This is a genomic window from Cupriavidus necator N-1, from assembly GCF_000219215.1.
Lineage (GTDB): Bacteria > Pseudomonadota > Gammaproteobacteria > Burkholderiales > Burkholderiaceae > Cupriavidus > Cupriavidus necator.
The window spans coordinates 1,149,150-1,174,178 of record NC_015727.1 but is presented as its reverse complement, the minus strand read 5'-3'; the positions used below and the strand labels follow the sequence as shown (position 1 = coordinate 1,174,178).

The window sequence follows — 25,029 nt, the reverse complement described above, 5'->3', positions numbered from 1 at the left end:
CGCGCTCAGAAGCCGCCGCGTCCGCCGCCACAGATGATGGTCTGGCCATTGACGTAGTTCGATTCGGGGATGCAGAGCATGTAGACCGCGCCGGCCGCTTCCTCGGCGGTGCCGAACCGGCCAAGCGGGGTGTCGCGCCCGGCTGCCGCGATGCGGTCCGGATGCACCCCCACCTTGATCTCGCGGCCTTCTACCTGCACGGTCTTGTCCTCGGTGGTCGACTGGGTCAGGCGCGTTTCGATGGCGCCGAACGCCACGCAGTTCACATTGACCTTCATGCGGCCCCATTCCTTGGCCAGCGTCTTGGTCATGCCGATCACGCCCGCCTTGGCAGCAGAGTAGTTGACCTGGCCCGCATTGCCCTGCGTGCCCGAGACCGACGAAATGTTGACGACCTTGCGGAACACTTCGCGCCCAGCGTCTGCCTCGGCCTTGCTGGCCTCCCGGAAATAAGGCTGTGCCGCGCGCAGCAACATGAACGGCGCCTTGAGGTGGCAATCGACGATCGCATCCCACTGCTCGTCGCTCATCTTCTGAATCACGTTGTCCCAGGTATAGCCTGCGTTGTTGACGATGATGTCTACCGCGCCGAATGTGTCGAGTGCCAGCTTGACGATGTTCGAGCCAAAGTCCGGTGCCACCACGCTGCCCGCGAACGCAACAGCCGTGCCGCCCGTCTTCACGATCTCGGCCACCACCTCGTCGGCCGGTACCTGGTCGAGATCGTTGACGATCACCCTGGCGCCTTCGCTCGCAAACTTCAGCGCTACCGCGCGGCCAATGCCCCGGCCCGATCCCGTGACGATGGCAACCTTGCCTTCCAGCTTCCTGCTCATGAACACTCTCCGTAGTGTGGGGTCCGCGTATCGCGTGGCTTAATGATTGCAAGCGCGACGCGCTGAGGCACTACCCGGATTGGCGAGTGGTGGGCAACGGGAACGGTGTAGGACGGGCCAAAAGGTAAGCGAGGCCCGGCAGGGCAGCGTCGCCAAGGCTCTGGGTGCCTAATGCATCTCGCGGAGCCGATTGCGCTGCTGGTGCGGCGTGGTGCCTTTTCAGTGACGATTGGCGCGAATGAGGTTCGAGACCTCGCCATAGCCGAGCGGCTTGCCCGTTTGCGTGATCGACAGGCCGCTCGCCAGTCTCCATGGACGGGCTCGCTGCTGTGCTCTCTCCGACCACCGGCCGGTCCACAGGCATGGGTGGAGGTACGGCATGGCGGATCGCCGGCCCTCGCTAACGCAGAGGCGCTCGATACGAGCCGTAACTGATTGATAACGGGTGCCGCGAGCGCTGACGCTCGCGGCTAATTTCTCCCCTCGACGCTCAACACCCCGGAGAGGAGGCCACTCATCACTCAGGGTCCACCTCGATCACCGCATCCACAGCGTAGACGCCCTGGCCGTGCGGCATGGCCAGCACCGGGTTCAGGTCGATCGACTGCAGGCGCGGGCCCGCGGCAACGGCGAATGCGGACAACTGCGACAGCGCCTGGGCCAGCGCGGCAATGTCCGCCACGGGCCGTCCGCGCGCACCGAGCAGCAGTGGTGCGCCCTTGATCGAGCGGATCATCTGTTCGGCCACGTCCGGGCCGAACGGGCAGCGGCGGAGCACCACGTCCTTGAGCACCTCGACGAACACACCACCGAGCCCGAACATGGCGATCGGGCCGAACACCGGGTCGCGGTTGATACCCATGATGCACTCCACTCCGCCGTTCATCTGCTTGGCCACGAGCACACCCTCGATGCGTGCGTCGGGCATGGCCTTGGCGGCTCGGTCCAGCAGCAGCGCAAAGCCTTCACGCACCGCGCCTTCGTTGGCCACGTTCAGCAGCACGCCGCCAATCTCGGACTTATGAATAATGTCGGGCGACAGGATCTTTAGCACGACCGGGAATCCGATCTCGCGCGCGGCCGCCACAGCAACCTCCATTTCGGCACAAGCGCGTTCAGGCGCGCTCGGGATGCCGGCTTTCGCCAGCAGCGCCTTCGCCTCCGCTTCGGTCGGCGCCTGCCGCGGCAGCGTGACATTGGTCACCCGGGGCACCGGTGCCAACGTGTTTCCTGCGAATGCCTCACCGAAGCGGCCCATCGCGGCGATGGCGGTCACGGCGCGACTCGGATCGCCGAACACCGTGAAGCCGGCTTCCTCGAAGCGAGCGAGGATGGTCGGATCGCCACGGGCCACCAGCACGTAGAGCCGATCCGGATAGCGCTTGCGCACGTCGCCCAGTTGCTGCAGCAGCGAATCGGCCACGCCCGGTACGGCCGCCGCGTAGCTGAAGAACGCCAGCAGCGTGGCGTAGCCCCCTTCAGCCATCATCGACTCCGTGAACGGCGTGACCAGCGTGGTGTCGTTGATGAACTGGGCAGTCACGTCCACCGGATTGCGTGCGGCGCAGATCGGCAGCAGTTTGCGCATGCGGGCTTGTGCGGCGGCTGGCATCTCGGGCATCGGGATGCCGAGTTCCTCGGCGGCATCCGAGACGATCACGCCGGCGCCCCCGCTGACGGTCACCACGCCCAGCGAGTTGTTGGCCGGGAAGATGCGGCGCCCCGCCAGGCGCAGGATGTCGAGCATTTCCTCGGTGGTACGCACCCGCACCACGCCCAACTCGTCGAGGACGGCGCTAATCACGGCGTCATCACCGGCAATCGATGCGGTATGCGAACGTGCAGCGGCCCCGCCCACTTCGCTGCGGCCCACTTTCATCATCACCACGGGCTTGCGCGCGGCATGCGCCGCGCGGAATGCCTCTATCAGGCCCGGGCCGTCGCTGATGCCCTCGGCGTAGACGGCAATCACGTCGGTGTTGGGGTCCGCGGCGAACAGGCGCACGATATCGGCCACGTTCAGGTCCGCCTCGTTGCCGGTCATGACCACGCTGGACGGGAATACACCCGCTTCCATGGCCGACGTGACCAAATGGCTACCATAGGCGCCGGACTGGCTGACGATGCCCACGCGGCCGGGCCGTGACCCGGTCGCCGATGCAAAGCCCGAGAAGCTGCCAACGAAGCCGTTGTGCATGTTGACCATGCCCAGCGTGTTGGGCCCGAGCAGCCGCATGCCGGCCCGGCGCGCGATGGCAACCATCTCAGCCTGCGTGGCCGCGCCTTCATCGTTGACCTCGGCAAAGCCTGCCGTAAACATGATGGCCGCCTTCGTGCCGCGGTCGGCCAGTGCCTGGACCGCTGTGACCGCATGCTCGCCGGGCACGGCGATGATCGCCACGTCCGGGACTTCGGGAAGCGCGGCCACCGACGGATAGGCCGGCAGGCCCTGCACCGTAGCGCGGTTCGGGTTGACCGGCAGGATGCGGCCAGCGAAGCCCTTGGCAAGCATCGAGGCTATTGGCCGGCCGCCAATGCGGATCGGATCGTCGGAAGCGCCGATCACGGCGACCGAATTCGGGTGAAGCAGGCAATCTGGAATGGACAGGGTGGTCATGGCTGCGTTGTGTGCGTGTATCCGCGAGGGCGGTTTTACGTGGAGGCGGACATCAGAGCGGCTTGAACGTCGGCATGGGGGGGCCGTTGTCGGTGGGCGTGAAGGTCACCTGCACCTTCTGGCCAATGCGCACGGTATCGAGGTCGCAATCGACGATGCGCGTCATCATCGTCACGCCTTCCTCGAGCGTGACATAAGCCATGCAGAACGGGGTGGGGCCCGCACGGCGCGTGACGCTGTACGAATAGATCGTACCCCGGCCGGACGCCGCCTTCCAATAGGTTTCGCCCATGCAGAACGGGCACAGCGTGCGCGGATACCAATGCGGTTTTTCGCAGCGCTCGCAGTGGCGCACAAGCAGGCGGCCTTCGCTGGCAGCCGCCCAGAATTCGGCGTTCTCCGGCGATTGTTCGGGCGACGTCAGAACTTGGGGAGTGTATGGAGTGCTCATGTGGATTGCGCGGATGTATTGTGTGAGGCGGACTACTCGCGTTCGAGGATCAGCGTGGCGCTGCCGTGGCGGGAGCCAAGCAGGCCGCCGGTTCCTTGGGCCAGGGCTAGGTCGCAGTTCTTGACCTGCACGGCCGGGTGCGCTTCGCCGCGTAACTGGCGCACGGCCTCGATTACCTTGGTAATGCCGCCCCGATTGGCCGGGTGGTTGTTGCACAGACCGCCCCCGTCGGTGTTGAACGGCAGCTTGCCAACGCCGGAGATCAGGTTGCCGTCCATGACGAATCTGCCGCCTTCGCCTTTTTTGCAGAAGCCGAGGTCTTCGAGCTGCATCAGTACGGTGATCGTGAAGCTGTCATAGATCGATGCGTACTTGATGTCCCCGGGGGCCACGCCCGCTTCGGCGAATGCCGCGGCGCCCGAAACCTTGGCCGCCGACCACGTCAGGTCCACATGGCCGCCTAGCTGGCCCTTCACATGCTCGCCCGCGCCCAGCACCTTGATCCTCGGCCGGTTCAGCTTGGCCGCGATCTCCGGGCGGGCGACGATGAGTGCGCCGCCGCCGTCGGACACCACGCAGCAGTCGAGCTTGCGCAGCGGGTCTGAGATCATCGGCGAGTTCAGCACGTCTTCCACGGTCACCACGTCGCGCAGCATGGCGTGGGGGTTGTGTTGCGCATGGTGCGACGCGGCCACCTTGATCCAGGCCAGTTGCTCGGGCGTGGTGCCATATTCATGCATATGGCGCATGGCGACCATGCCATACGAATTGACGGTGGCCGGGCTGTATGGCAACTCGAAGGGCGAGTCGGGAATGTTGGCGCCCCAGGCGCGCGGTTTGGTGCCGCTAGAACCCTCCGAGCGTGGGCGGCCGGCCAGCGTGATCAGCGCCACGTTGCACTTGCCCATGGCAATAGCCTGCGCGGCGTGCGACACATGCACCAGGTACGACGAGCCACCGGTCTCGGTGGCGTCGACGTGGCGCAGCTTCAGGCCGAGGTAGTCAACCATGTTCAGCACGCCGAGTCCGGGTGCATCGCCGGCGCAGAAGTAGCCATCAACGTCGGCCAGCGTCAGTCCGGCGTCTTCGAGCGCGCCGCGGGCGCTTTCGGCGTGAAGCTGGGCCACTGACTTGTCCGGTGCCTTGCGGCTCGGATGTTCATAGGCACCGACGACATATGCCTTGCCTTTGATGCTCATGTTTGATTCCTTCAATCGAAACGTTGGCGGGGGATGAAACGTTTTGCGGACGAGAGCGGGCCTGGCCCGCACGGCCATGCTCGCGCTGTCACGGGGCAGGCGAAGCGCTTTTCAGGCGGGCGCGCAGTCCTAGGTTGGGGTGTCGGCGTCGCGCGTGCGGCGGTGCGGCGGCCAGATGACCTTCACGGCGGCGCTTTCCGCGCGATAGGTGTGGCACGACTCGATCAGCGCCGGCTTAGGCATGAAGCCGACTTCATCTCCAGGCATGCGACCATTGCGCCGGGCACGGTCGAGCGCGAAGCGGCTCTGCACGGCTGTGGTGGCCATCGGGCCAAGCAGGTCGGTCATGTGCGTGCAGCCTTTCACGCCGCCCACGCGCTCCTTGACCATGCGCCGGAAGCCCGCGCGCAGCGCCAGGCCGCGCAGCGCATCGTAGGCCGGTTCCACTTCGGGGCAGCTGCCGGCCGGACCGCTCAGCATGCGGGCGGTGATGTCTTGGATCACGAGGTCCATGTCCACCGTCACCGAGACGTGCATATGGTGGATGGCGCCGCCGGGCGGCACCTGCTTGAACAGCAGGTGCGTGCCGTCGGGCGAGACGTCTTTCAACTCTGCTTCGATGTCGATCACGCCGTCGTCGCGCAGGTAGGCGGTGCAGGTGATCTGCCGCCTATGCAGGGGCTTGCGGGTGGGAAGGGGCATGTGGCTGTATCTCCTGTGCCGGTGTAATCAATGAGGCGCCCACCGGTGAATGTCTTCGCTTGTCGCTTCCGGCTCTCAGTCAGGCCGGGGCCAGGCGCCCGGCCGCCGGTGCCGCCCCGACTGCATACGTCGGTAGGCGGCCCAGAACAGCACGCGCATCGGAAACCCGAGCCCCCCGTCATCGCCTGCCGGGCGTGTTCGGCAGCCAGTTCAACGTGGACGCCAAGCTCCGCCGCCGACGCGTAGCAGATGATTCGCGCGCGCCGATCGGCACCCAGCATGCGGTCGTCGATCAGGTCCCGCAGCGCGTCGGCATAGGTGATTCCGCGCGTGCAGCGCCGGGCGGCTACCTGTAGTTGGCGGCTGACTTGCCGCACCTCGTGGAGCAGGTCCATCAGTGCTTCGGCGGGGGGGAGGACGTGGGGCATGGCTGGGTGCGGTTCAGCAGCGGATACGAGAAAACGGCACGACCTTTACCGAGTTGACCCCGTGTTTTGTTCCGTAGACATCACTATGCGAGCCAGCGCTCGCCATTCTGGCTAGGTTGGCTCGCCATGCATCCTTGGTAGTCTTCCCCGGCAGCAAAAGTGCCTGCGCCAAAGGCTTCGACGAATATTAGGGTCGTACGGCCCGCCGTAGCAACGGGACATACGGGGGGCGGGGCCAGATGGTACTTCTGACGGGCCGCCAGCAATAAGGAGGAACACCACGTATGCGTTTCGCTTGCCACATCGTGCTGACCGACACCGAGCGTGCAGAACTCGAGGCGCTCGCTGCGGCAGGTTCGGGAAACGCGCGGCTCGCCCAGCGCGCGCGCATGATTCTGCTGGCTGCCGCAGGATGGCAGAACAAGGACATCGCGGCCGAGGTCGGCGTAGGGCGCGTACAGGTGGCGCGCTGGCGCGACCGCTATGCCGTGTCGCGGCTGGCCGGGATCGAACGGGATCTGCCTCGCGGTGCGCCGCCGGTGCGGATGGACGTCGCTCGTCTCGTGGCGCTGGCACGCGATGCCGAGCCCGGAACACTGAGCGCGCGCCAGCTTGCCGCCGAACTGGGCGTTAGCTCGGCCTGCGTGTCGCGCCACTGGCGTGCCAGCGGCCTGCCGGCCCGCCCGGATCGAACCGCCGCTGCCGCGTTACTGTCCGGCACGGCCGATAAACTGCACGCCGCCGAGATCGTCGGCCTCTACCTCGCGGCGCCCGAGCATGCGGTGGCCGTGGCGATGGAGGCGGGCGCTCCCGCCGGCAAACCGGCATTTGCCGTAGCCAACCAGCGCAACAGCGCAGCTTTCCGCCGCACGATGGGGGTGTCGTTCCTGACCACGCTGAAGATGCTCGACGCCGCTAGCGCGCCTGATTCCGATGCCGGACGCGTCGGCGGCTGGCTGGCCTTCCTGCGCCGGCTGGCGCCGCACGCGCCGCCTGGCCGCCAGTTGCTGATTCTGGCTGACAACCCTCTCTCGCACGAGCATCCCAAGGTACAGGAGGTGCTGGCCGGCCAACGCTGGACCGTGCGCTTCGTGGCGGGCCACGCCGCTTGGCTGCGCGGCGTCCAGGCGTTGCTGCGAGAATCGTCCGGCGGATTGCCGGCAAGCGTCGCGCAGGTGCTTGCGGCGGTAGGACAGCATGAAGCGCGGCGGCCGTTCGACTGGGTGCGCGGGGCTGACGCGGCCCCCCATTGCGAAGTGGATGTGGTCGGCCTGGTAGAGCCGGTCGATGCCGCCGACCTGGCGCCGGCAGGGCACGCATGGCCTATGATCGGCCGCGGGCGTGCCCAAGCGCCGATACAGCCATCGCCGCCGCCGCGCGCCACCGCACAGCCAGTCCTTTCGCTGGTATCGCATCCAGCAGCGCCGCGGGTCCGCCCGCGCACGGTAGAAGCCGTGGCCAGCGCAAAGCTGCTGCCGCCGCGTCATGTGCGCAAGCTGCTGCCGCGCGAGCGACTGATGAGCCGGCTGCTGGACGCGCGCCGGCAGCGCTGCGTGGTGATCCAAGGCCAGGCCGGCGCGGGCAAGACAAGCGCGTTGATGGTCTGGCGCAAGGGGCTGATCTCACTGGGCTTCGACGTGAGCTGGCTGGCGCTGGGCGTGGAAGACAACGCGCCCGCACGATTCTTCGAATGCCTGCTGGCCAGCCTGGCCGAGGCGGATCCCGCCATCGCGCGCAACGCGGCAGCTCTGACCGGCACCGGCCAGGACGATAACGCGATCGAACACTGGGTCATTACGCTGGTGCAGACGCTAGACCAGCGCGAGCGCGAGTTGGTTTTGATGATCGATGATCTGCACCACCTCACTGACACACGCATCTTTCGTGCGCTCCAGCGTCTGCTCGACTACGCGCCGCCAAAGCTCCATCTTGCGTTCAGCTCGCGCAGCGCGCTGCCCCTGGCGCTCGAGGCATTGCGCGCTCAACGGCTGCTGACCGAGCTCGACATGCACGACCTGCGCTTTACGCCGGAGGAGTCGGCACGCTTTCTGCATGACCAGGTCGGTGCGGTGTCGACGCGCGACGCCGCGGCTCTTCACGCGCTGACCGATGGCTGGGTGGCGGGGCTGCAGCTCTTCGCCGTGGAATTGCGGAAACGGCAGGGCGGTGACTATCCGTTCGCACGTGCAAGAGACCCGCACATGTTCGCCGCGTATTTCGAGCGTGAGGTGCTGGGCCTGATGGCATCGGATGACCTCGCCATGCTCACGCGCATGGCCGTCTGCCCTCATTTCTGCGCCAACCTGTGCGCGGCAATGCCGGGCGAGACCGATACCCCGTCGCGCATCGCCGCGCGGCTGGCCCGGCTCGAATCCGACAACCAATTCATCACCCAGGTAGGCAGCGGCGACAGCGAGGCGTGGTATCGGATCCATCCGCTGCTGCGAGAAACGCTGCTGGCGAGGCTGGAGCCCGCGGATAACGGCAGGATTGGCGATCCGGACATTGCCTGCGTCACCACGGAGGCGCGCGCGCTGCATGCCGCCGCCTGGAGCTGGTTCGACCGACGCGGCCAGCTCGGCGACGCCGTCTACCACGCCGTGCGCGCGGGCGAGGCGGCTGCCGCCGCGGCAATGGTGGAATCAAGCGGGCACGACCTGCTCAAGAGCGGCGACCTGACGCAGCTGCTGACGCTGATGCGCCGGCTGCCCGATGACCAGGTGCAGAGCCGCTTCGGCCTGCTGGCGCTGGTGGCGTTCCTGCGGCTCTACATGCGCGACGTGGACGGGCTGGAACAGAGCCTGGAGCGGCTCGCAGTGCTGTGCGACCGCACCGACACCGTCCACCCCTACGTCGTCTGCCTGCTTCGCGCCGGCCGCGCGGTGCAGCTGGATGATATCGACACGATCATCGGCATGCTGCCCGAACTCTGGGCGATCCCGCCCCAGGCAGACGATCTCTGGTGGACCTGCCGCAGCAACGTGCTGTCGTGGTACTTCCTGCTGCGCGGAGAATACAAAGAGGCGCGCCGCCTACAAAGCGATACCGAGCGACGCAGCAATGTGCCGCGCAGCAGCATGTTTGGCCGCTATATCACCGCGATGAGCCTGGCGATGGAGGGCGAGATCCAGCACGCGGCCAAGAGTGCCCGCGAGGTGCTGCGCGAGGCCGAGCGCCGCGGCCCCGCTTTCCTCGGACTGACATGCATGGCCGCCGGTTTGCTGGCCGACATCCTTTATGAGCTCAACGACTATGACAGCGCATGCGAGTTGCTAGAGCCGCGCATCGCAATGCTCGAGCGCGTGTCGCTGCCCGATGTGGTACTGCGAGCGTTCACAGTTCTGTCCAGGGCGTACTGGCTCACCGGGCGGCGGGCGCAGGCCACCGCGTGCCTGGACCGGCTCGAAGCCTACGCCGTGCGCTATCGGATCGACCGCCTGCTGGCGGAGGCGCTGCTCCTGCGTTTGAGCCGGCATCTTCAGCTCGGTGAGACCGAACGCGCCAATGCGGTGCTCCGGCGCGTGCAGCAGCTTGCGCAGCGCTACGCCGGCCAGCCCGGCACGGTAGCCGCCCATGTCGCCCGCATCGCTGCACAGGCCGGGATCGAGATGTTGCTTCATACGCACGACTATGCGAACGCGGCGGCACGCCTCGAAGCTCGGCTCATACTGGAAAGCGAAGCAGGGCCCGCCCGGTCCGCCACACTGTGGCTGCAGACGGCGCTGGCACGCCATGCAGCAGGCAATAGCGCAGGTGCGCGCGCTGCATTAGTGCGGGCGCTTCGGACGGGGCATGGTTCGGGGCTGACCCGCACGCTGCTCGACGCGACGGCCGGTGCTGCACCATCGTTCGCGGCACTCATCGGTGAGGGGCTCGACGACCCCGTGCTTGCTTTCTACGCGCGCCGTTTGCTGACGGCTGCCATAACGGCCGCGCCTGCGCCGCCAGGTACCTCGGCGCAGGCGGGGGCCATCGCCATGCTGAGCGAGCGCGAGCGCGAGGTTCTCGGGCTGCTGGCGCAGGCCATGTCGAACAAGAAGATCGCGAGTGTGCTCAACGTGTCGCCCGAAACGGTGAAATGGCATCTCAAAAACATCTACGTGAAGCTCGGTGTCAACGGCCGGGGTAGGGCTGCAGCGCGGCTGCGCGACCTGGCGCCGTCGCAACCGGGCAGCGCGCTGGCGGCTTGACGTGCGCAACTGCGGCCAGGCCACGTCATGCACGGGAGTGGGGATGGCGCACGTCCCCAGCACTGGATAGTCCCGCTGCAGTTCCCCTTAAGTCCGTTCAAATTTCGCCCTAACAAATTTCATCATAAGTTCCGCCACCGCCTTCCACCCACGTCGGGGAGTACTCCCCGGCCGGCCGCGCCGCGATGATGGTCCATCCGGGCAGAAGTGCAATGGGGGCGCCTGAACCGCGTCGCGCTGTTCGCGTTCACACGCATGGCAGGCAGCGTCCCGGCCAGCACGCCACGAAGCCCGGGCACGCATGCAGGTTCTGATGCGCTGAACCCGGCAAAGATCGCCCCGTTCACGCTGGCGCTGCTGAGCGAACAGGCGCGCGAGGTCAAGAACCAGGTATTCGTCGTACGCAGCAAGGAGTTCTATCTGATGTCGCAGCGACGCACCATCCGCACCGCGCGCAACGACGCCGGCTGGACCGTGGGGAGCTGCCTGGCGTGGGGCCATCCCGATGTTCAAGCCGGCGTTGTTCCCACCGGGCCTGTCGCGCGGCGTGTTCAACTGATCCGGTCTGATGGCCTTCGCCCGCGCACACTGCTTTCCCTCTGACGTATGAAGTTCCGCTTTTCCAACCCAAATGAACATGAATTTCGAACTTACCTTTGAGCAGCAGCTGCTGCAGGACAGCGTGGCGCGCTTCGTCGAGAAGGACTACGGCTTCGAGGCGCGCACCGCGCTGGTCAAGTCCGGGTCGCGCTGCGATGGCCGGCACTGGGCCACGTTCGCGAACAACGGCTGGCTTGCCGCCGCGTTGCCCGAAGCACAGGGCGGCCTGGGCGGCACGTTGCTCGACACCGTGCTGATCGCGGGCCAGTTCGGCCGCGGCCTCGTGATCGAGCCGTTCCTCGGCTGTGCCGTGGCCGCTGCGCAGACGTTGCTGGCCGGCGCCACGCCCGCGCAGCGCGATGCACTGCTACCCGCGCTGGCAGACGGATCGCGGCGGGTGGCGCTGGCCTACAGCGAAGCGGGAACTCGGGGCCTGCCGGCCCCCATCGCCACGTGCGCCGAGGCGACAGCGGGCGGTTACGTGCTAAACGGCACCAAGACGCTCGTGCTCGGTGGCACCGAGGCCGACGCCTTTGTCGTGTCTGCCATGCATGGTGGAGAACTCCGCCTCTTCGTAGTCCGTGCCGACACGCCGGGGGTAACGTGCCGCGCGGTGCCGCTCCATGACGCCACCTGGGCGGCGGAGATCACGTTTGACATCGCCGCCGTGCCAGGCGACGCGCTGCTGGGCGAGCCCGGCACTGGCCTGGCAGCGCTCCAGCATGGTCTGTTTCAGGCCACGGCGGCGCTGTGTGCGGAACTCGTCAGCGCCATGGACAAGACGATCGAGATCACGGCGGAGTACCTGAAGGTACGCAAGCAGTTTGGCGTGCCTATCGGCAGCTTCCAGGTCCTGCAGCATCGCATGGCTGACATGGCCGCCGAGACGGAGCTGGCGCGTTCGATGCTATATGCGCTGCTTGCGACCGTGGAGACCGGCACGCCGGACGACGTGCAGCGCACGGTGTCGCAGGCGAAGTCGCTGGTCGGCCGCGCGGCCAAGTATGTGTGCGGCCAGGGCATCCAGCTGCACGGCGGTATTGGCATGACTGATGAATATATCGTCGGTCATTACTTCAAGCGCGCAGTGGTAGCCGATGCGCTGTTCGGCAACGCCGACCTCCATGAATCACTGGTGGCCGAAGCGTTGCAGCATTCCCTCAACAACGAACGAGTACAGGCATGAACATCAAAGAAGAAACCCGCGAGCCAACGCCGATGGGCGAGGTCATCGGCGTCGGTGACTGGGTCGCCATCGGCCAGTGCCGCCTAAACACCGTTTGCCGACGCCACCGGGGTCACTAACGAATCCACGGCCAGAGGAGGCCGCGCGAGATCCGGCGCGCTTGGCACCACCGTCGCCCAGGGACGCCTGACGCTAAGCCTGCTGCCTGGGATCGCGAACGTGACCAGGGCAAGTAGCGTTGTCCTGCACCGGTGCCGGTCGGTAGCCGGCGCGGCGGCTTCATGGGAATACCCTACGGTGCGCTCGAAGACGGCGGCGCACAAACCGAGATCGAGATGACGATAGAGCGCCACGGTCCCAAGCGTCCGGTGTGCGTGGCGGCGTCGATCACCCGGACGGCACGCAGAGACATCCCTCGATGCCGCGTGGCTTTTCTTTTCTTGTGGGTCGGGCAAAAAAAGGAGCCGGGTCACTGCCCGGCCAGAACCGTTGCCTGTGGCTGCGAATGGCAGCAACAGGCAATCGTGGAGACACTTCAGAGCTGGAACTTCGCCTTGGCGATGATGCCGCGCTGGATCTCGCTGGTGCCCCCGTAGATCGTGGTGGCGCGGCGGAAGAACGCTTCGGTGGCAAGGTCCTGCATGGTGTCCTGCATCGGCAGCGGCTCTGCCTCGCTGCCTTCCGCGCTGAACGGATAGGCCACGGGCGCATAGTCCCCCAGGCTCTCGACCAGGAACTGCCCCATCTGCTGCTGGAGTTCCGTGCCGAGGATCTTCAGCACCGAACCCAAGGCGTGCGCGGTGGCGCTGTGGTCGCCGGCCTGTTCCAGGGCGGCCACGCGCTGCACCAGCACCGACACGGCCTCCATCTCGGCCTCGTAGCGGGCCAGCCGCAGCGCAAACTGCGGTTGCGTGCGCAGCGCGCGGCCCTGAGCCGGCGCTGCCGCCACCGTGCGCAGTTGGCGTTGCATGCGGCGCAGCGTCGGCAGGTCGGCCGTGAATGCGTGCTCGTTGTTCAGCAGAAACTTGGTCACCTGCCAGCCGCGGCCTTCCTCGCCGATCAGGTTCGTGGCGGGCACCCGTACGTTGTCGAAGAACGTCTCGTTCAGGTGGTGGCAGCCGTCGATGCTGATGATCGGCCGCACGGTGATGCCCGGCGTCTTCATGTCCACCAGCAGGAAGCTGATGCCCGCCTGCTTCCTCTCGCCAGCGCCCGTGCGCACGAGCAGGAAGATCCAGTCGGCGTGGTGGGCATAGCTGGTCCAGGTCTTCTGGCCATTGATGATGTAGTCATCGCCATCGCGCATGGCCTGCGTGCGCAGTGAGGCCAGGTCAGAACCGGAGCCAGGTTCCGAGAAGCCCTGGCACCAGATCCGGTCACCGCACAGGATCGCGCCGATATGCTCCTCCCGCTGCGCGGGGGTGCCGAAATGGTTGATTACGGGGCCCACGAGCTTCTGCGCGAAATTGTCCTGCGAGGGGGCGCCAGCCAGCGCGCATTCCTCGTCGAACACCAGGCGCTGCTGCACGGTCCAGCCCGGCCCCCCGTGCTCGGACGCCCAGGACGGCGCACCCCAGCCTTGTCTATTGAGGGTGCTCTGCCACGCGACTAGCGTGTCGCGCGGAGAACGCATGCCGTGGTTGCGGCTTGGCGTGTCGGCGGGCAGGTGATCGCGCAGGAACGTGCGTACCTGCTGGCGGAACTGCGTGAGGTTGGGGTCGGCTCGAAAGTCCATTTGCGTTGCTCTCCATTAACCGGCGGCACCGCGAACGCGGCTTGCCGACATGCTGCACCTTAAAGCAAGGCGGCATGAGGTTGTGCCCCCCGCCTTTGGTGGCGATAAGTGTCGCCAGGTGCGCGCCGCTGTGGCGATACATTCGTGGCGTTCCATATGTCCCTTCGGGTTGCGTTGCATCCCCTCACGTCGGGTGGGACCGTTGGGCTGCGCGTGCGTGGAGACTGTCTGCCCAGCACGTGCAGGACGTTTCCCATCCACCGAAGGATCCTCAATGCCAACCTCGCAATATCCGCTGCGCCATTCCGTACTGACCGTCCTCGACGGGATCGCGGAGTTCACGCACCAGCGCCCCGGGGCGCGCAACGCGCTGTCGCTGGAGATGCGGCAGGACTATGCCGACATGCTCGATATCGTTGAGAACGAGTGCAGCATTCGTGCGCTGATCCTTGCCGGTTCGGGCGGCAGCTTTTGCGCTGGCGGCGACCTGAAGTCCGTCGCGGCGCTGATTGACGACCCCGATCCTGCGGCACGCGCCCCCGAGGTGATGCGCCACCGCGTGGCCGCTACCCATGCGTGGTTACGGCGGCTGCACCAGCTTGGCGTGCCGGTCATTGCCGCCGTCGATGGCCCTGCGGCAGGCGCTGGCTGCTCGCTGGTGCTGGCAGCCGATTTCGTGCTCGCCTCGGAGCGGGCGTCGTTCTCGATGGCGTTCGTGAAAGTCGGACTGATACCGGACATGGGTGCGCTCTACGCGCTGCCGCGCATCGTCGGGATGAGCAAGGCAAAGGAACTGATGCTGACCGGTCGCCGCGTGGACGCCCAGGAGGCCCGGCAACTTGGCATCGTGCACGACATCTACACCGCCGATGCGCTGCCAGAAGCCGCGCGCCGGTTTGCGGCGCGCTTCCTCAACGGCCCTCGTGAAGCCATGGCGCTGACCAAGCGCGCTGCAAACGCGACGTTCGAGACGCCTTACGACACGATGTTCGAGATCGAGGCACAGGCCCAGGCGCTAGCCGCCGCGGCGCCGCACTACGGGGAAGCGGTGCGCGGCTTCCTGCGCGGCGAAGCGCCGAAGTATGACTGGGATCGTGAAGTCCGGCGTAACCCGGCGTGACTGGATTTTTTTAATCCGCGCATGCGTGGAGGACGCTAGCGCGGCGCATCAGGTCGCCCCAACCACTGGGGCGACGCCACCAAGCAAAGGGAGAAGGGGAGAAAATGAAGAAATCACAACTCGCGCACGCGTCGTTGGCGGCGCTGGGCACGATGGCTGCTGGTGTCGTCCATGCGCAGACCAACGTCACGCTGTATGGCGTGATCGACGGCAGCATCGAATACGTCAACCGCGTGGGCACCGCGCCCGCGAACCTGGCCACGACGGGCACGGCCACCGCGCCGGTGGGCAAGCGTTTCGACATGCCGCGCGCGGGCGGCCTGTCAGCGTCGCGCTGGGGCCTGCGTGGGACGGAAGACCTGGGGCAGGGGTGGTCGGCGCTGTTCAACCTGGAGTCGGGGTTCGACTGGGACTCGGGCAACCTGACCACCGCGCCGTTGTTCAACCGGGCGGCCATCGTGGGGCTAGGCAACAAGGATCATGGCCGGCTTACGTTTGGCCGTCAGTACACGTCAATGACCGACGCGCTGATTGTCTTCGCGCCATTGCGCTTTGCGGCCAGCTATGAACCGGGGGTATGGTGGCTGGGCCTGAACTACCGCCAGTCCAACATGGCCAAGTACCGCGGCAAGTTCGGCGGCGTGCAAGTGGGAGCGCACTATTCGTTCGGCACGGCATCATCGTTGCAGGCAGCCGGAACGGGGCAGCCCCTGGGCCCGGGAGAAGCGCCCGGCAATATCAAGGACAACAGCGCATGGGGCGCGGCGGTCTCGTACGAGGGCGGTGGTTTTGCCGTGGGCGTGGGGTACGACCAGTGGAATCCCGCGCCGGCCGCGACGCCTGGCAACACGGGCCGCGAGCGCAAGACCGGCGTGGCCGCGAGCTACACGACGGGCCGACTCAAGATCAGCGGCGGCTACCGCTATCGCGATAGCCAGTTCAGCAACGACGCCACGCTGATCCGCGACGACTTCTGGTTCGCCGGCGTCAACTATGACGTGACTGCGGCATTGGGCGTGCAACTCGGCTACTACTACTCGAACATCAAGCAGTACCGTCCGACGCCAGCGGGCGTGGCGACCAATCCCGCCAATCCGCAGCAGGTTTCGCTCGTGCTCGATTACTCGCTCAGCAAGCGGACCGACGTGTACCTCGCCAGCAGCTACGTCCACAACGGCAGCCTGATCAACGACGGCCCCTTCACCGGCTACCTGTTCAACTATCCGCAAGCACCGGGACAGAAGAACATGGTCGGTGTGACCACGGGCGTGCGGCACATCTTCTGATTGCAGGTCCGGCAGGACGATAGGAGCGCCGCCGACCCGAAAAGGGTGGGCGGCGCTGTTGCCTCGTCACTCCGGCTGGATGCCAGTCAGCGCGATCATCCGCTTCCAGATCTGCTGGTCCGCGACGATGGTCTTGCGCAGCGCCGCGCCGTCGGCGGGATAGGCTGCGCTGCCGCGTGCGTGGTAGTGCGCTACCGCCTCAGGCGTACCGATGAACTCCAGCGCCAGCCTGGCCAGCTTGTCGACGATCGGCTGCGGCGTGCCGGCTGGCGCGAAGAGGCCGGTCCAGGTATTCAACGGTTGCCGCTCAAGGCCCAGTTCGGCCAGCGTCGGCACGTCCTTTAGCGGCGATAGGCGGGATGGGCCGGTGACGGCCAGCGCACGGAGCTTGCCGCTCTGCACGTGCGGAATGATGGCGGACGCCTCGACCGCCGCGTAGTCCACCACGCCGGCCATCACGTCCGTCATCAACGCGTTCGAGGCCTTGTAAGGCACGCTTGCCGCGTCGATCTTCGCGGCTTCATTGAAGGCATAGGCGATGACGCGATAGCCGTTGCTCGAGGTGGCGCAGTTTAGCTTGCCAGGATTCGCCTGCGCGCTCGCCACGAGTTCCTTCACCGAGCGATAGGGCGAGTTGCCCGGAACGATGATGGCGATCGGCAGCACCGACAGCCGCGCCACGGGCACGAAGTCCTTCATCGGGTCATAAGGCAGCTTGCGGAACAGGTATGGGTTGGCCGCCATGGCGCCGGAGCCCGCGAGCAGTATGGTGTAGCCATCCGGCGCAGCCTTCGCCACCAAGTCGGTTGCCACGACCATGTTGCCGCCAGGCCGGTTCTCGACTACGAAGCTCCGCCCGAGCTTGTCCGTGAGGTACTTAGCCAGCAGGCGCGTGTAGTCGTCGACGCCGGTGCCGGCGCTGGTGACCGAGACGATCCTGACGGGTCGCTCGGGATACTCGCCGGCATGGACCGGTGTTGCGATGGCGAATCCCGCCAGCCAGGGGCACAGCAGCCTCAGCATGCGGGGCTTGAAACTGGGCATAAGTGGTCTCCTTTTATTGAATCGGTGCCGCCGTACAACGCGGGCCGCGTGCATCGGCATGGCGCACGTCCGGCATGATTGCCCCGCACGCGGGAAGGCGATACACCCCGATAAGGGTGGGTTGGACGGCGCATATCCAGCAGATGAAACGGTGCGTGGCAGGCAGTACCGCTTCGCACCACCGACAGACCGATACCCCGATACAGCCCGTGTATGGCGCGACATATCAAAAGTATTTTTTCGCCTTCCCGCTGTTCTGTACGATGGCCGCATACGAACGGAGGAGACATCATGAAGGACGTGACGCCATCGCACCGGCGGAGCCGGCCATGAGCGGCCCACTGCAGGGCATCCGGATCGTCGACATGACGACGGTTCTGATGGGACCTTACGCCACGCAGATCCTTGGCGACCTGGGCGCAGATGTGATCAAGGTAGAACCGCCCGCGGGCGATACCGTGCGCGACGTCGGGCCCCGGCGAAACGACGGTATGGCGGGGATCTTCCTGCACGCGAACCGCAGCAAGCGCAGCATCGTGCTGGACCTGAAGCAGCCAGCCGGGCGCGAGGCGCTATTGCGGCTCGCGGCCGATGCCGACGTGCTGATCTACAACGTGCGCCCCCAGGCCATGGCACGGCTGAACCTCGGCTATGAAGACATCGCGAAGATCAATCCGCGCATTCTCTACGTTGGCGTCTACGGCTACGGACAGGGCGGCCCCTACGCGGCCAAATCGGCCTACGACGACCTGATCCAGGGCGCAGTCGCCATCCCGTCGCTGGCCAAGGCCGCTGGCGCCGATCTGCCGCGCTACGCGCCCAGTGCGATGGCCGATCGCATCGTCGGCCTGGCCGCCGCCAACGCGGTCAGCGCCGGCCTGCTGTATCGCGAGCGCACCGGCGAGGGCCAGCGCGTAGACGTGCCGATGTTCGAGACCATGGCGCAGTTCGTACTAGGTGACCACATGGGTGGCATGACGTTCGAGCCGCCGATCGGCCCGAGCGGCTATGCCCGCATCCTGGACCACAATCGGCGCCCGCTCAGCACCAAGGACGGCTACCTGTGCGTGCTGTTTTACAACGACAAGCAATGGCGCCAGTTCTTCGCGCTGGTCGGACAGCCGGACCTGATGGACAGCGACCCGCGCTTCGCCACGATCGGCGAGCGCACCAAGCATATCGATGCGCTGTACCGCATGGTGGCGGAGGTGATGCCTACCCGCACGACCGCGGAATGGATCGCAGTACTCGAAGCCGCCGACATGCCAGTGATGCAGCTGCACACGATCGACTCGCTGCTGGCCGACCCGCATCTCGATGCGGTAGGCTTCTTCGAAGTGGTTGAACACCCGACCGAAGGTGTCATCCGCTCGATGGCTGTGCCCAGCACGTGGTCGAAGTCATCGCCCGAGATCACGCTCCAGGCGCCGCGCCTCGGCGAGCACAGCGCCGCGGTGCTGGCCGAAGCCGGCTACAGCACCAAAGACATCAGCAAGCTGGCTGCGTCCGGCGCTACCGTGCTGGCGCCATCGCGCCAGTAACGACAACCCGCTATCAGGAGCATTCCCTTGACCACGAGCCTCGAGTCATTGCCACTCGTCGCCCTCCCTCCCGAGGATGAGGCGCTGCGCGGCCCGATCCGCGCTTTCCTGCAACAGGCGCTGGCCGATACGCCCACGCACGTGCGTGCCCGCACATGGATGGGCTATGACGCGGAATTCAGCCGCGCGCTTGCCGAGCGGCGCTGGCTTGGCCTGTCGCTGCCGAAGGAGTATGGCGGCGCGGGTCGCAGCGCCTTTGCGCGCTTCGTGCTGGTGGAGGAGCTGATCGCCGCCGGTGCGCCCGTGTCGGCCCACTGGTTCGCGGAACGCCAGACCGCGCCGCTGATCCTGAAGTTCGGGACGCCGGCGCAGCGCGAGTATTTCGTGCCCCGCATGGTGCGCGGCGAAATGTTCATGTGCATCGGCATGAGCGAGCCGGACACGGGCTCGGATCTGTCGAGCGTGCGAACGCGCGCGGTGCGCACCGAGACCGGCTGGCGGCTCAACGGCCGCAAGATCTGGACGACCAACGCACACCGCACCCACTACATGTGCGCACTGGTGCGTACGTCAGGCCAGCATGGCGACCGCCACAAGGGTCTGTCGCAGGTGCTGATCGACCTGAGCCTGCCCGGTATCAGCTATCGCCCGATCGAGGACATGGCCGGCGACGCGCACTTCTGCGAAGTGGTATTCGAGGATGTGGACCTGCCCGCCGATGCGGTGGTCGGCGAGGAAGGATCGGGCTGGAAGCAGGTGACCGCCGAACTAGCCTTCGAACGCAGCGGGCCGGAGCGCATCCTGACCAGCCAGCTCGTGGCCGAAACGTGGCTGGCGGAGGTGCGGGCCTGCGGGCTGCCGGTGCCCGATGCCGTCAAGGCGATCGCCGGACGCATTGCCGGGCGGCTTGCCGTGCTGCGCGCCATGTCGCTCGCCGTGGCCGACCTGCTCGACAAGGGCGGGAACCCCGAGACTGACGCGGCTTACGTGAAGGATCTCGGCACCGAGTTCGAGCAGACCGTGCCGGCCTGGATCGCCGAGGCCATGGAAGGGATGCCCGAATTCGAACCGTCGGAGCCGCTGCAGCGCGCGCTGGCCTACGTCACGCAGCTGTCCCCAAGCTTCTCCCTGCGGGGCGGCACGCGGCAGATCATGCGCGGCATCATTGCCCGCGCGCTCGGACTTCGTTGACGCAATATAGACACACGCCATGACTGATTCCCTTCTGGAAGGCTTCGAGCGCGCGCTCGCCGACCTGTGCGCCGACGACGCCGTGCGCCGCAGCGAGTCCAGCGCAGACGATGCCGCTGCGCGTCAGTGGTCCGCCATTGACGCCCTCGGTTACACCGACGCACTGGTTCCCGCCGAACTCGATGGCGCGGGCTTGTCGCTGGCCGACGCGTTCCCGCTGTTCCTCGCCGCCGGCCGTTCTGGCCTGAGCCATCCGTTCGCCGAGACCGCCATCGCGCGTGCCATGCTCGCAAAAGCGGGCCGCAGGAGCGAGGGCGAGTGCATCGCCATCGCACCGTGCTCGGGCGCGACGCAGATCACGTGCCGCAATGTGCCGGGCGCGGCGTTGGCTGAACTCGTGCTGACAGTGTGGCGCGGAGAATGGTTGCTGCTGCCAGTGGTGGCCGCCACGCATGTGCCCGGCATTTATCGGCCGCATGCGTCGGCTTCGCTGCAATGGCAGTCGGCCGATCCCGCGATATTCCGCTTCAGCGATGGCGAGCCCGACATCCTGGCGCTTTGCAACGCGGCGCACGCCGCAGGCATGGCCGGTGCGATGCAGCGCGTGCTGGCGATGAGCGTCACGTATGTTAACGACCGCCAGCAGTTCGGTCGGTCCATCGGCCAATTCCAGGCCGTGCAGCAGGAACTGAGCGTGATGGCCGAACAGGCCAGCTCGGCCGTGTTCGCGGCGCGCATTGGCTGTGCCGCGGACGGCTACGTGCCTGACCCGCTGCGCGCAGCCGCCGCCAAACTGCGCGCCTGCGAGGCCGGCCAGCGTGTGGCGGCGATCGCGCATGCGGTACACGGCGCCATCGGCATTACCGAGGAATTGGCGCTCGGGCTGTTCACGCGCCGCCTGCACGAGTGGCGCAGCGTGGCAGGTAGCGAGACGTACTGCGCCACGTTGCTTGGCGAGGCGGTGTTCGCGCAGGACGCGGCATCGGGCCACGCCATCCTTGACTTCGCCCGCACACAGCTGGCCGTCCCCGCCTGACCTTCGGCGTCGGTCCAGCCCCATTCTCCAGCTTGTAGGCACAGAGACTTTCATGCAGAACAACAACGAATCCATTGTCATCGTGGGTGCCAGGCGCACCCCGATTGGCGCATTCAACGGCGCGCTGTCATCGTGCAGCGCGCCCGAACTGGGCGCGGTCGCCATTGGCGCGGCCGTGGGACAGGCCGGCGTCGCCCCTGCTTCGGTCGATGAAGCGATCATGGGCCTGTGCCTGTTCGCCGGCGTGGGCCAGGCACCGGCGCGGCAGGCCGTGCTGCGCGCCGGGTTGCCTACCTCCACACCCGCCACCACCATCAGCAAGATGTGCGGCTCAGGCATGAAAGCGGTCATGCTTGCGCATGATCTGCTACTGGCCGGCACCTGCAACGTGGCGGTGGCAGGGGGTATGGAGTCGATGACCAATGCGCCCCATATCGTGCCGCGCGGCCGCCAGGGCTACCGGCTCGGCCATGGCCAGTTGCTCGACCACATGTACCGCGACGGCCTGGAAGACGCCTATGAAGGGCACCTGATGGGCTACTACGCCGACCTGGCCGCCGAGGCGCACAACATTGGCCGCGAGGCACAGGACGCGTACGCGCGCGAAAGCCTGCTGCGCGCCCAGGCGTCGGTGGCGGAAGGCCGCTTCCGTGATGAGATCGCCCCTGTGCCGCTGAAACGCGGTGCCGAATTCGCAGAGGACGAAACGCCGCGCCAATGCGACGCCGACAAGCTGCCGAAGCTCAGGGCCGTGTTCCGCGACGGCGGCACGGTCACGCCGGGCAATGCTTCTTCGATCTCCGACGGCGCGGCGGCGCTGGTGCTGATGCGCGAGAGCGATGCGGTACGGCAGCGCCTGAAGCCGCTGGCGCGCATCGTTGCCCATGCCACGCGTGCCAACCCGCCGCAACAGTTTGCCGAAGCACCAGTGCATGCGTCGCGCCGCGTGCTCGACATGGCCGGCTGGACCACGCAGGACGTGGACCTGTACGAAATCAACGAAGCATTCGCCGTGGTATCGATGATCGCGATGGCGCAGCTCGGCATCAGCCCCGAGCGGCTCAACGTCAATGGCGGCGCCTGCGCGCTGGGCCATCCGGTGGGAGCCTCCGGGGCGCGGCTACTGGTGACGCTCATCCATGCGCTGCAGCAGCGCGGCATGAAGCGGGGCCTTGCCAGCCTCTGCCTGGGCGGCGGCGAAGCCGTGGCCATGGGACTCGAACTTTGCTGACGGAGACCGCGATGTGCCTGCAAACCCGCATCGATGGTCCCGTCGGCTGGCTGACGATGGACCGCCCAGCCGCCATGAACAGCCTGAACCGCGCGACGGCTGGAGCGATGGCCGCGCAGCTTGACGCCTGGCGCGACGACCCCGCTATCCGCGTGGTGGTCCTGACCGGCAATGGCAGGGCGTTCTGCGCCGGCGCGGATCTCAAGGAAGTGGCCGAGCCCGGCACCACGGGCGAGCCCGATTTCCTGGACGTCGTTGTACGCTTCATCGATACGCTGCGCGCGTTTCCCAAACCTGTCATCGCCGCCGTGAACGGCCTGGCGCTAGCAGGCGGACTCGAAACCGTGATGGCGTGCGATCTCGTGCTTGCTGCCGAAAGCGCGAAGCTCGGGGACGCCCATGCCAACTTCGGCGTATTTCCAGGCGCCGGCGGGGCCGCGGTGTTGTCGCGCAAGCTGCCGCCTAACGCGGCGCGATGGTTGCTGTACACCGGCGAGAGCTTTACCGCCGCGCAGATGGAGCGTTTCGGGCTGGTCAATGAGGTGGTGCCCGACGCCGTACTTCAGACGCGCGCCCAGGCATTGGCACAAGCGCTGGCCGCGAAAAGCCCACTGGTGTTGGCGCGCATGAAGCGGGTGGTGGCTGAGGCCGCCGACAAGACGCTGGGCGACGCACTGCGGCACGAGCTGCTCGAACTGCGCAACCACCAGCGTTCCCACGATATGCGCGAGGGCCTGCAGGCCTTCACCGAGAAGCGCCAACCGGTTTTTCAGGGGCGTTAGAGCGCAGCGGCGCGCGTTTCGGGACGATCATGCGGCCGACTGCGCCACGGCCTCCGCCAACGCCACAAAATTGCGCGCTGTGGGGACGCTGGTATCGCGCATCGTTGCCAGCGCAAGCCCGAAGCTGAGCTTTTCGGGTATGCCGGTCAGCGCAATCAACCGCGTGCCGCCTCCGGCGTAGCCGGCCGCGGTGGCCGGCACCAGCGCCACGCCCAGCCCGCTCTCCACCAGCGCCAGCAGCGTCTGTACCTGGACCGCTTCCTGCACGATGGGTGGACGGATGCCGGCCTGGTGAAACGCCGACATCGTCATCGCGTGCATCGCCGGCACGCGCGATTCCGAGTACACGATGAACGGCGTGTTGCCGAGTTCAGACAGGTCCACGGTCGTACGGTCGGCAAGGGCTGAGTCGGTGCTGACAGCCAGCACGAGCGGATCGGCGCGCAGGAACGTGATCTGCGCCCGCGTCTGCGCCAGCACCGGATAACGCACGAGCGCCACATCGAGCGAATGGTCCTCGAGGGCGCGCAGCAGGTCGGCCGTGGTCGATTCCTCGATGGTCAGCTCCACGTGCGGATAGCGCAGCCGGAACGCGCGGATCAACTGCGGCATGACCGAATACACCGACGAGCCTACGAAGCCCACCCTGAGCGTGCCTTGCTCGCCACGCTCGCCTTCGCGCGCGGCCCGGCGGATTTCGTCGGCGAAGAGCAGCGTGCTGCGCATCAGGGGCAGCACGAGTTCGCCCACCGAGGTCAGCGAGAGGCCCGACGGTTGCCGGTCGAACAGCGTCACGCCGAGCTCTTCCTCGAGCTTGCGGATGGCAGTGGAGAGCGGGGGCTGCGCCATGTGCAGCCGTTCGGCGGCGCGGTGGAAGTTCAGCGTCTCGCTTAGCACCAGGGCCTGTTTCATTTGACGAAGATCCATGTCCATTCCCTTTGAGAATCGGCGAAGTGTGGTGGAAATCTACATTGGTGCACCGCGCATGACAATCGGGACAATCAGTGGCGTGGCGCGCCCCGGAACGCAACGGAGCCGGCATACTGCCGGCTCCTGGCCCTGCCCTGGAGAGGATCGATGTGGCCTACTTCGGCTGCATCCGGATCGCGCCGTCGAGCCGGATCACTTCGCCGTTCAGCATCGTGTTGCCGATGATCGCTTCGACCAGACGGGCATACTCGGCCGGCCTGCCCAGGCGCGACGGGAACGGCACCATCCGGCCCAGCGCGTCGCGCACGAGTTCGGGCAAGCCAAGCAGCATGGGCGTCTCGAACAGGCCCGGTGCGATGGTCACGCACCGCACGCCGTCGCGCGCCAGGTCACGCGCCACGGCCAGCGTCATGGCGGCGACACCACCCTTGGACGCCGCATATGCCGCTTGGCCAACTTGCCCCTCGAACGCGGCCACCGATGCGGTGTTGATGATCAGGCCGCGTTCGCCATTGGCGTCGGGTTCGTTCTGGACCATGCTGGCCGCCGCCACGCGCGTCATGTTGAACGTGCCGATCAGGTTGATCCGCACGGTCCGCTCGAACAGGTCGAGCGGATGCGGGCCATCCTTGCCCACGGTCTTGCAGGCCGGTGCCACGCCGGCGCAGTTGACGAGTCCGGCAAGCCGGCCGATGGCGGTGGCCGCGCGTACAGCCGCATCGGCATCGGCTCCGCTGGACACGTCGCAACGCACGAAGCGCCCGTCCAGTTCAGCGGCCAGTGCTTCGCCGGCCTCGTTAATGTCGGCAATGGCCACTTTTGCGCCGGCCGCAGCCAGCATGCGCGCGGTTGCTTCGCCCAGGCCGGATGCGCCGCCGGAGATCAGGAATACATTATCGAGAATGTCCATGTTGTCCCTTTGTC

General features: G+C 66.7%; 20 protein-coding genes. 11 read left to right on the top strand and 9 right to left on the bottom strand.

Annotated elements, in window-relative coordinates; genetic code table 11:
* Nucleotides 1-5: 5 nt before the first annotated feature.
* From CNE_RS35300 to CNE_RS35280, 5 genes are all read right to left on the bottom strand, one after another.
* A complete protein-coding gene (locus CNE_RS35300; RefSeq protein ID WP_013959562.1) occupies nucleotides 6-836 on the bottom strand; it encodes an SDR family NAD(P)-dependent oxidoreductase in 831 nt (276 codons plus the stop codon).
* A 517-nt stretch (nucleotides 837-1,353) separates the two neighbouring features.
* Nucleotides 1,354-3,453, bottom strand: coding sequence for an acetate--CoA ligase family protein (locus CNE_RS35295; protein WP_013959561.1), 2,100 nt, complete (start codon nucleotides 3,451-3,453; stop codon nucleotides 1,354-1,356).
* 52 nt (nucleotides 3,454-3,505) lie between these two features.
* Complete coding sequence (locus CNE_RS35290; RefSeq protein WP_041229099.1) at nucleotides 3,506-3,904, bottom strand: Zn-ribbon domain-containing OB-fold protein; 399 nt, start codon at nucleotides 3,902-3,904, stop codon at nucleotides 3,506-3,508.
* A 32-nt stretch (nucleotides 3,905-3,936) separates the two neighbouring features.
* Nucleotides 3,937-5,103, bottom strand: a complete 1,167-nt coding sequence (locus CNE_RS35285) for a thiolase domain-containing protein (RefSeq protein ID WP_013959559.1) — start codon at nucleotides 5,101-5,103, stop codon at nucleotides 3,937-3,939.
* A 129-nt stretch (nucleotides 5,104-5,232) separates the two neighbouring features.
* Nucleotides 5,233-5,805 (bottom strand): DUF2889 domain-containing protein, encoded by a 573-nt coding sequence (locus tag CNE_RS35280; protein ID WP_013959558.1) that lies wholly within the window; start codon nucleotides 5,803-5,805, stop codon nucleotides 5,233-5,235.
* A gap of 712 nt (nucleotides 5,806-6,517) precedes the next feature.
* On the opposite strand from CNE_RS35280, the gene CNE_RS35275 reads away from it, so the two are divergent.
* From CNE_RS35275 to CNE_RS42810, 4 genes are all read left to right on the top strand, one after another.
* Nucleotides 6,518-10,423, top strand: a complete 3,906-nt coding sequence (locus CNE_RS35275) for a LuxR C-terminal-related transcriptional regulator (RefSeq protein WP_013959557.1) — start codon at nucleotides 6,518-6,520, stop codon at nucleotides 10,421-10,423.
* Nucleotides 10,424-10,678: 255 nt separating this feature from the next.
* Nucleotides 10,679-11,026, top strand: a complete 348-nt coding sequence (locus CNE_RS38830) for a short-chain dehydrogenase/reductase SDR (RefSeq protein WP_148271776.1) — start codon at nucleotides 10,679-10,681, stop codon at nucleotides 11,024-11,026.
* A gap of 34 nt (nucleotides 11,027-11,060) precedes the next feature.
* On the top strand, nucleotides 11,061-12,209 hold the full coding sequence (locus tag CNE_RS35265; protein WP_041229320.1) for an acyl-CoA dehydrogenase family protein: 1,149 nt from the start codon (nucleotides 11,061-11,063) through the stop codon (nucleotides 12,207-12,209).
* Entirely contained in the window at nucleotides 12,206-12,328 is a 123-nt protein-coding gene (locus CNE_RS42810) for a hypothetical protein (RefSeq protein WP_268989235.1), read from the top strand. The genes CNE_RS35265 and CNE_RS42810 overlap by 4 nt, the downstream gene beginning before the upstream one ends.
* A 416-nt stretch (nucleotides 12,329-12,744) precedes the next feature.
* On the opposite strand, the gene CNE_RS35260 is transcribed toward CNE_RS42810, so the two are convergent.
* Entirely contained in the window at nucleotides 12,745-13,944 is a 1,200-nt protein-coding gene (locus CNE_RS35260; protein WP_013959553.1) for an acyl-CoA dehydrogenase family protein, read from the bottom strand.
* Nucleotides 13,945-14,218: 274 nt separating this feature from the next.
* Between CNE_RS35260 and CNE_RS35255 the strand changes: the two genes are divergently transcribed.
* Complete coding sequence (locus CNE_RS35255) at nucleotides 14,219-15,064, top strand: enoyl-CoA hydratase/isomerase family protein (protein ID WP_013959552.1); 846 nt, start codon at nucleotides 14,219-14,221, stop codon at nucleotides 15,062-15,064.
* Between the two features lie 104 nt (nucleotides 15,065-15,168).
* Nucleotides 15,169-16,350 (top strand): porin, encoded by a 1,182-nt coding sequence (locus tag CNE_RS35250; protein ID WP_013959551.1) that lies wholly within the window; start codon nucleotides 15,169-15,171, stop codon nucleotides 16,348-16,350.
* 66 nt (nucleotides 16,351-16,416) lie between these two features.
* Here the strand turns inward: CNE_RS35250 and CNE_RS35245 are convergent, their stop codons facing one another.
* On the bottom strand, nucleotides 16,417-17,394 hold the full coding sequence (locus CNE_RS35245; protein WP_013959550.1) for a Bug family tripartite tricarboxylate transporter substrate binding protein: 978 nt from the start codon (nucleotides 17,392-17,394) through the stop codon (nucleotides 16,417-16,419).
* A 329-nt stretch (nucleotides 17,395-17,723) separates the two neighbouring features.
* Here CNE_RS35245 and CNE_RS35240 point away from each other — a divergent pair, with 329 nt between their 5' ends.
* The 5 genes from CNE_RS35240 to CNE_RS35220 are packed head-to-tail and all read left to right on the top strand — an operon-like array spanning nucleotide 17,724 to nucleotide 23,175.
* Entirely contained in the window at nucleotides 17,724-18,935 is a 1,212-nt protein-coding gene (locus CNE_RS35240; RefSeq protein ID WP_013959549.1) for a CaiB/BaiF CoA transferase family protein, read from the top strand.
* Between the two features lie 27 nt (nucleotides 18,936-18,962).
* Nucleotides 18,963-20,126, top strand: a complete 1,164-nt coding sequence (locus tag CNE_RS35235; protein ID WP_013959548.1) for an acyl-CoA dehydrogenase family protein — start codon at nucleotides 18,963-18,965, stop codon at nucleotides 20,124-20,126.
* Nucleotides 20,127-20,145: 19 nt separating this feature from the next.
* A complete protein-coding gene (locus CNE_RS35230; RefSeq protein ID WP_013959547.1) occupies nucleotides 20,146-21,162 on the top strand; it encodes an acyl-CoA dehydrogenase in 1,017 nt (338 codons plus the stop codon).
* Between the two features lie 52 nt (nucleotides 21,163-21,214).
* Nucleotides 21,215-22,393: a thiolase family protein gene (locus CNE_RS35225; RefSeq protein ID WP_013959546.1), complete on the top strand. Its 1,179-nt coding sequence runs from the start codon at nucleotides 21,215-21,217 to the stop codon at nucleotides 22,391-22,393.
* An 11-nt stretch (nucleotides 22,394-22,404) separates the two neighbouring features.
* Entirely contained in the window at nucleotides 22,405-23,175 is a 771-nt protein-coding gene (locus CNE_RS35220; RefSeq protein WP_013959545.1) for an enoyl-CoA hydratase/isomerase family protein, read from the top strand.
* Between the two features lie 27 nt (nucleotides 23,176-23,202).
* Here the strand turns inward: CNE_RS35220 and CNE_RS35215 are convergent, their stop codons facing one another.
* On the bottom strand, nucleotides 23,203-24,087 hold the full coding sequence (locus tag CNE_RS35215) for a LysR family transcriptional regulator (RefSeq protein WP_238553163.1): 885 nt from the start codon (nucleotides 24,085-24,087) through the stop codon (nucleotides 23,203-23,205).
* Nucleotides 24,088-24,259: 172 nt separating this feature from the next.
* Nucleotides 24,260-25,015, bottom strand: coding sequence for an SDR family NAD(P)-dependent oxidoreductase (locus CNE_RS35210; protein ID WP_013959543.1), 756 nt, complete (start codon nucleotides 25,013-25,015; stop codon nucleotides 24,260-24,262).
* Nucleotides 25,016-25,029 lie beyond the last annotated feature (14 nt).

What these genes read in the sequence shown, in the direction of transcription:
- CNE_RS35215 (WP_238553163.1), bottom strand. Translation starts at nt 24,087, where the DNA reads ATGAAACAGGCCCTGGTGCTAAGCGAGACGCTGAACTTCCACCGCGCC.
- CNE_RS35275 (WP_013959557.1), top strand. Translation starts at nt 6,518, where the DNA reads ATGCGTTTCGCTTGCCACATCGTGCTGACCGACACCGAGCGTGCAGAA.
- CNE_RS35250 (WP_013959551.1), top strand. Translation starts at nt 15,169, where the DNA reads ATGAAGAAATCACAACTCGCGCACGCGTCGTTGGCGGCGCTGGGCACG.
- CNE_RS35210 (WP_013959543.1), bottom strand. Translation starts at nt 25,015, where the DNA reads ATGGACATTCTCGATAATGTATTCCTGATCTCCGGCGGCGCATCCGGC.
- CNE_RS35290 (WP_041229099.1), bottom strand. Translation starts at nt 3,904, where the DNA reads ATGAGCACTCCATACACTCCCCAAGTTCTGACGTCGCCCGAACAATCG.
- CNE_RS35285 (WP_013959559.1), bottom strand. Translation starts at nt 5,103, where the DNA reads ATGAGCATCAAAGGCAAGGCATATGTCGTCGGTGCCTATGAACATCCG.
- CNE_RS35255 (WP_013959552.1), top strand. Translation starts at nt 14,219, where the DNA reads ATGCCAACCTCGCAATATCCGCTGCGCCATTCCGTACTGACCGTCCTC.
- CNE_RS35225 (WP_013959546.1), top strand. Translation starts at nt 21,215, where the DNA reads ATGCAGAACAACAACGAATCCATTGTCATCGTGGGTGCCAGGCGCACC.
- CNE_RS35245 (WP_013959550.1), bottom strand. Translation starts at nt 17,394, where the DNA reads ATGCCCAGTTTCAAGCCCCGCATGCTGAGGCTGCTGTGCCCCTGGCTG.
- CNE_RS38830 (WP_148271776.1), top strand. Translation starts at nt 10,679, where the DNA reads ATGGCAGGCAGCGTCCCGGCCAGCACGCCACGAAGCCCGGGCACGCAT.
- CNE_RS35220 (WP_013959545.1), top strand. Translation starts at nt 22,405, where the DNA reads ATGTGCCTGCAAACCCGCATCGATGGTCCCGTCGGCTGGCTGACGATG.
- CNE_RS35280 (WP_013959558.1), bottom strand. Translation starts at nt 5,805, where the DNA reads ATGCCCCTTCCCACCCGCAAGCCCCTGCATAGGCGGCAGATCACCTGC.
- CNE_RS42810 (WP_268989235.1), top strand. Translation starts at nt 12,206, where the DNA reads ATGAACATCAAAGAAGAAACCCGCGAGCCAACGCCGATGGGCGAGGTC.
- CNE_RS35295 (WP_013959561.1), bottom strand. Translation starts at nt 3,453, where the DNA reads ATGACCACCCTGTCCATTCCAGATTGCCTGCTTCACCCGAATTCGGTC.
- CNE_RS35265 (WP_041229320.1), top strand. Translation starts at nt 11,061, where the DNA reads ATGAATTTCGAACTTACCTTTGAGCAGCAGCTGCTGCAGGACAGCGTG.
- CNE_RS35230 (WP_013959547.1), top strand. Translation starts at nt 20,146, where the DNA reads ATGACTGATTCCCTTCTGGAAGGCTTCGAGCGCGCGCTCGCCGACCTG.
- CNE_RS35300 (WP_013959562.1), bottom strand. Translation starts at nt 836, where the DNA reads ATGAGCAGGAAGCTGGAAGGCAAGGTTGCCATCGTCACGGGATCGGGC.
- CNE_RS35240 (WP_013959549.1), top strand. Translation starts at nt 17,724, where the DNA reads ATGAGCGGCCCACTGCAGGGCATCCGGATCGTCGACATGACGACGGTT.
- CNE_RS35260 (WP_013959553.1), bottom strand. Translation starts at nt 13,944, where the DNA reads ATGGACTTTCGAGCCGACCCCAACCTCACGCAGTTCCGCCAGCAGGTA.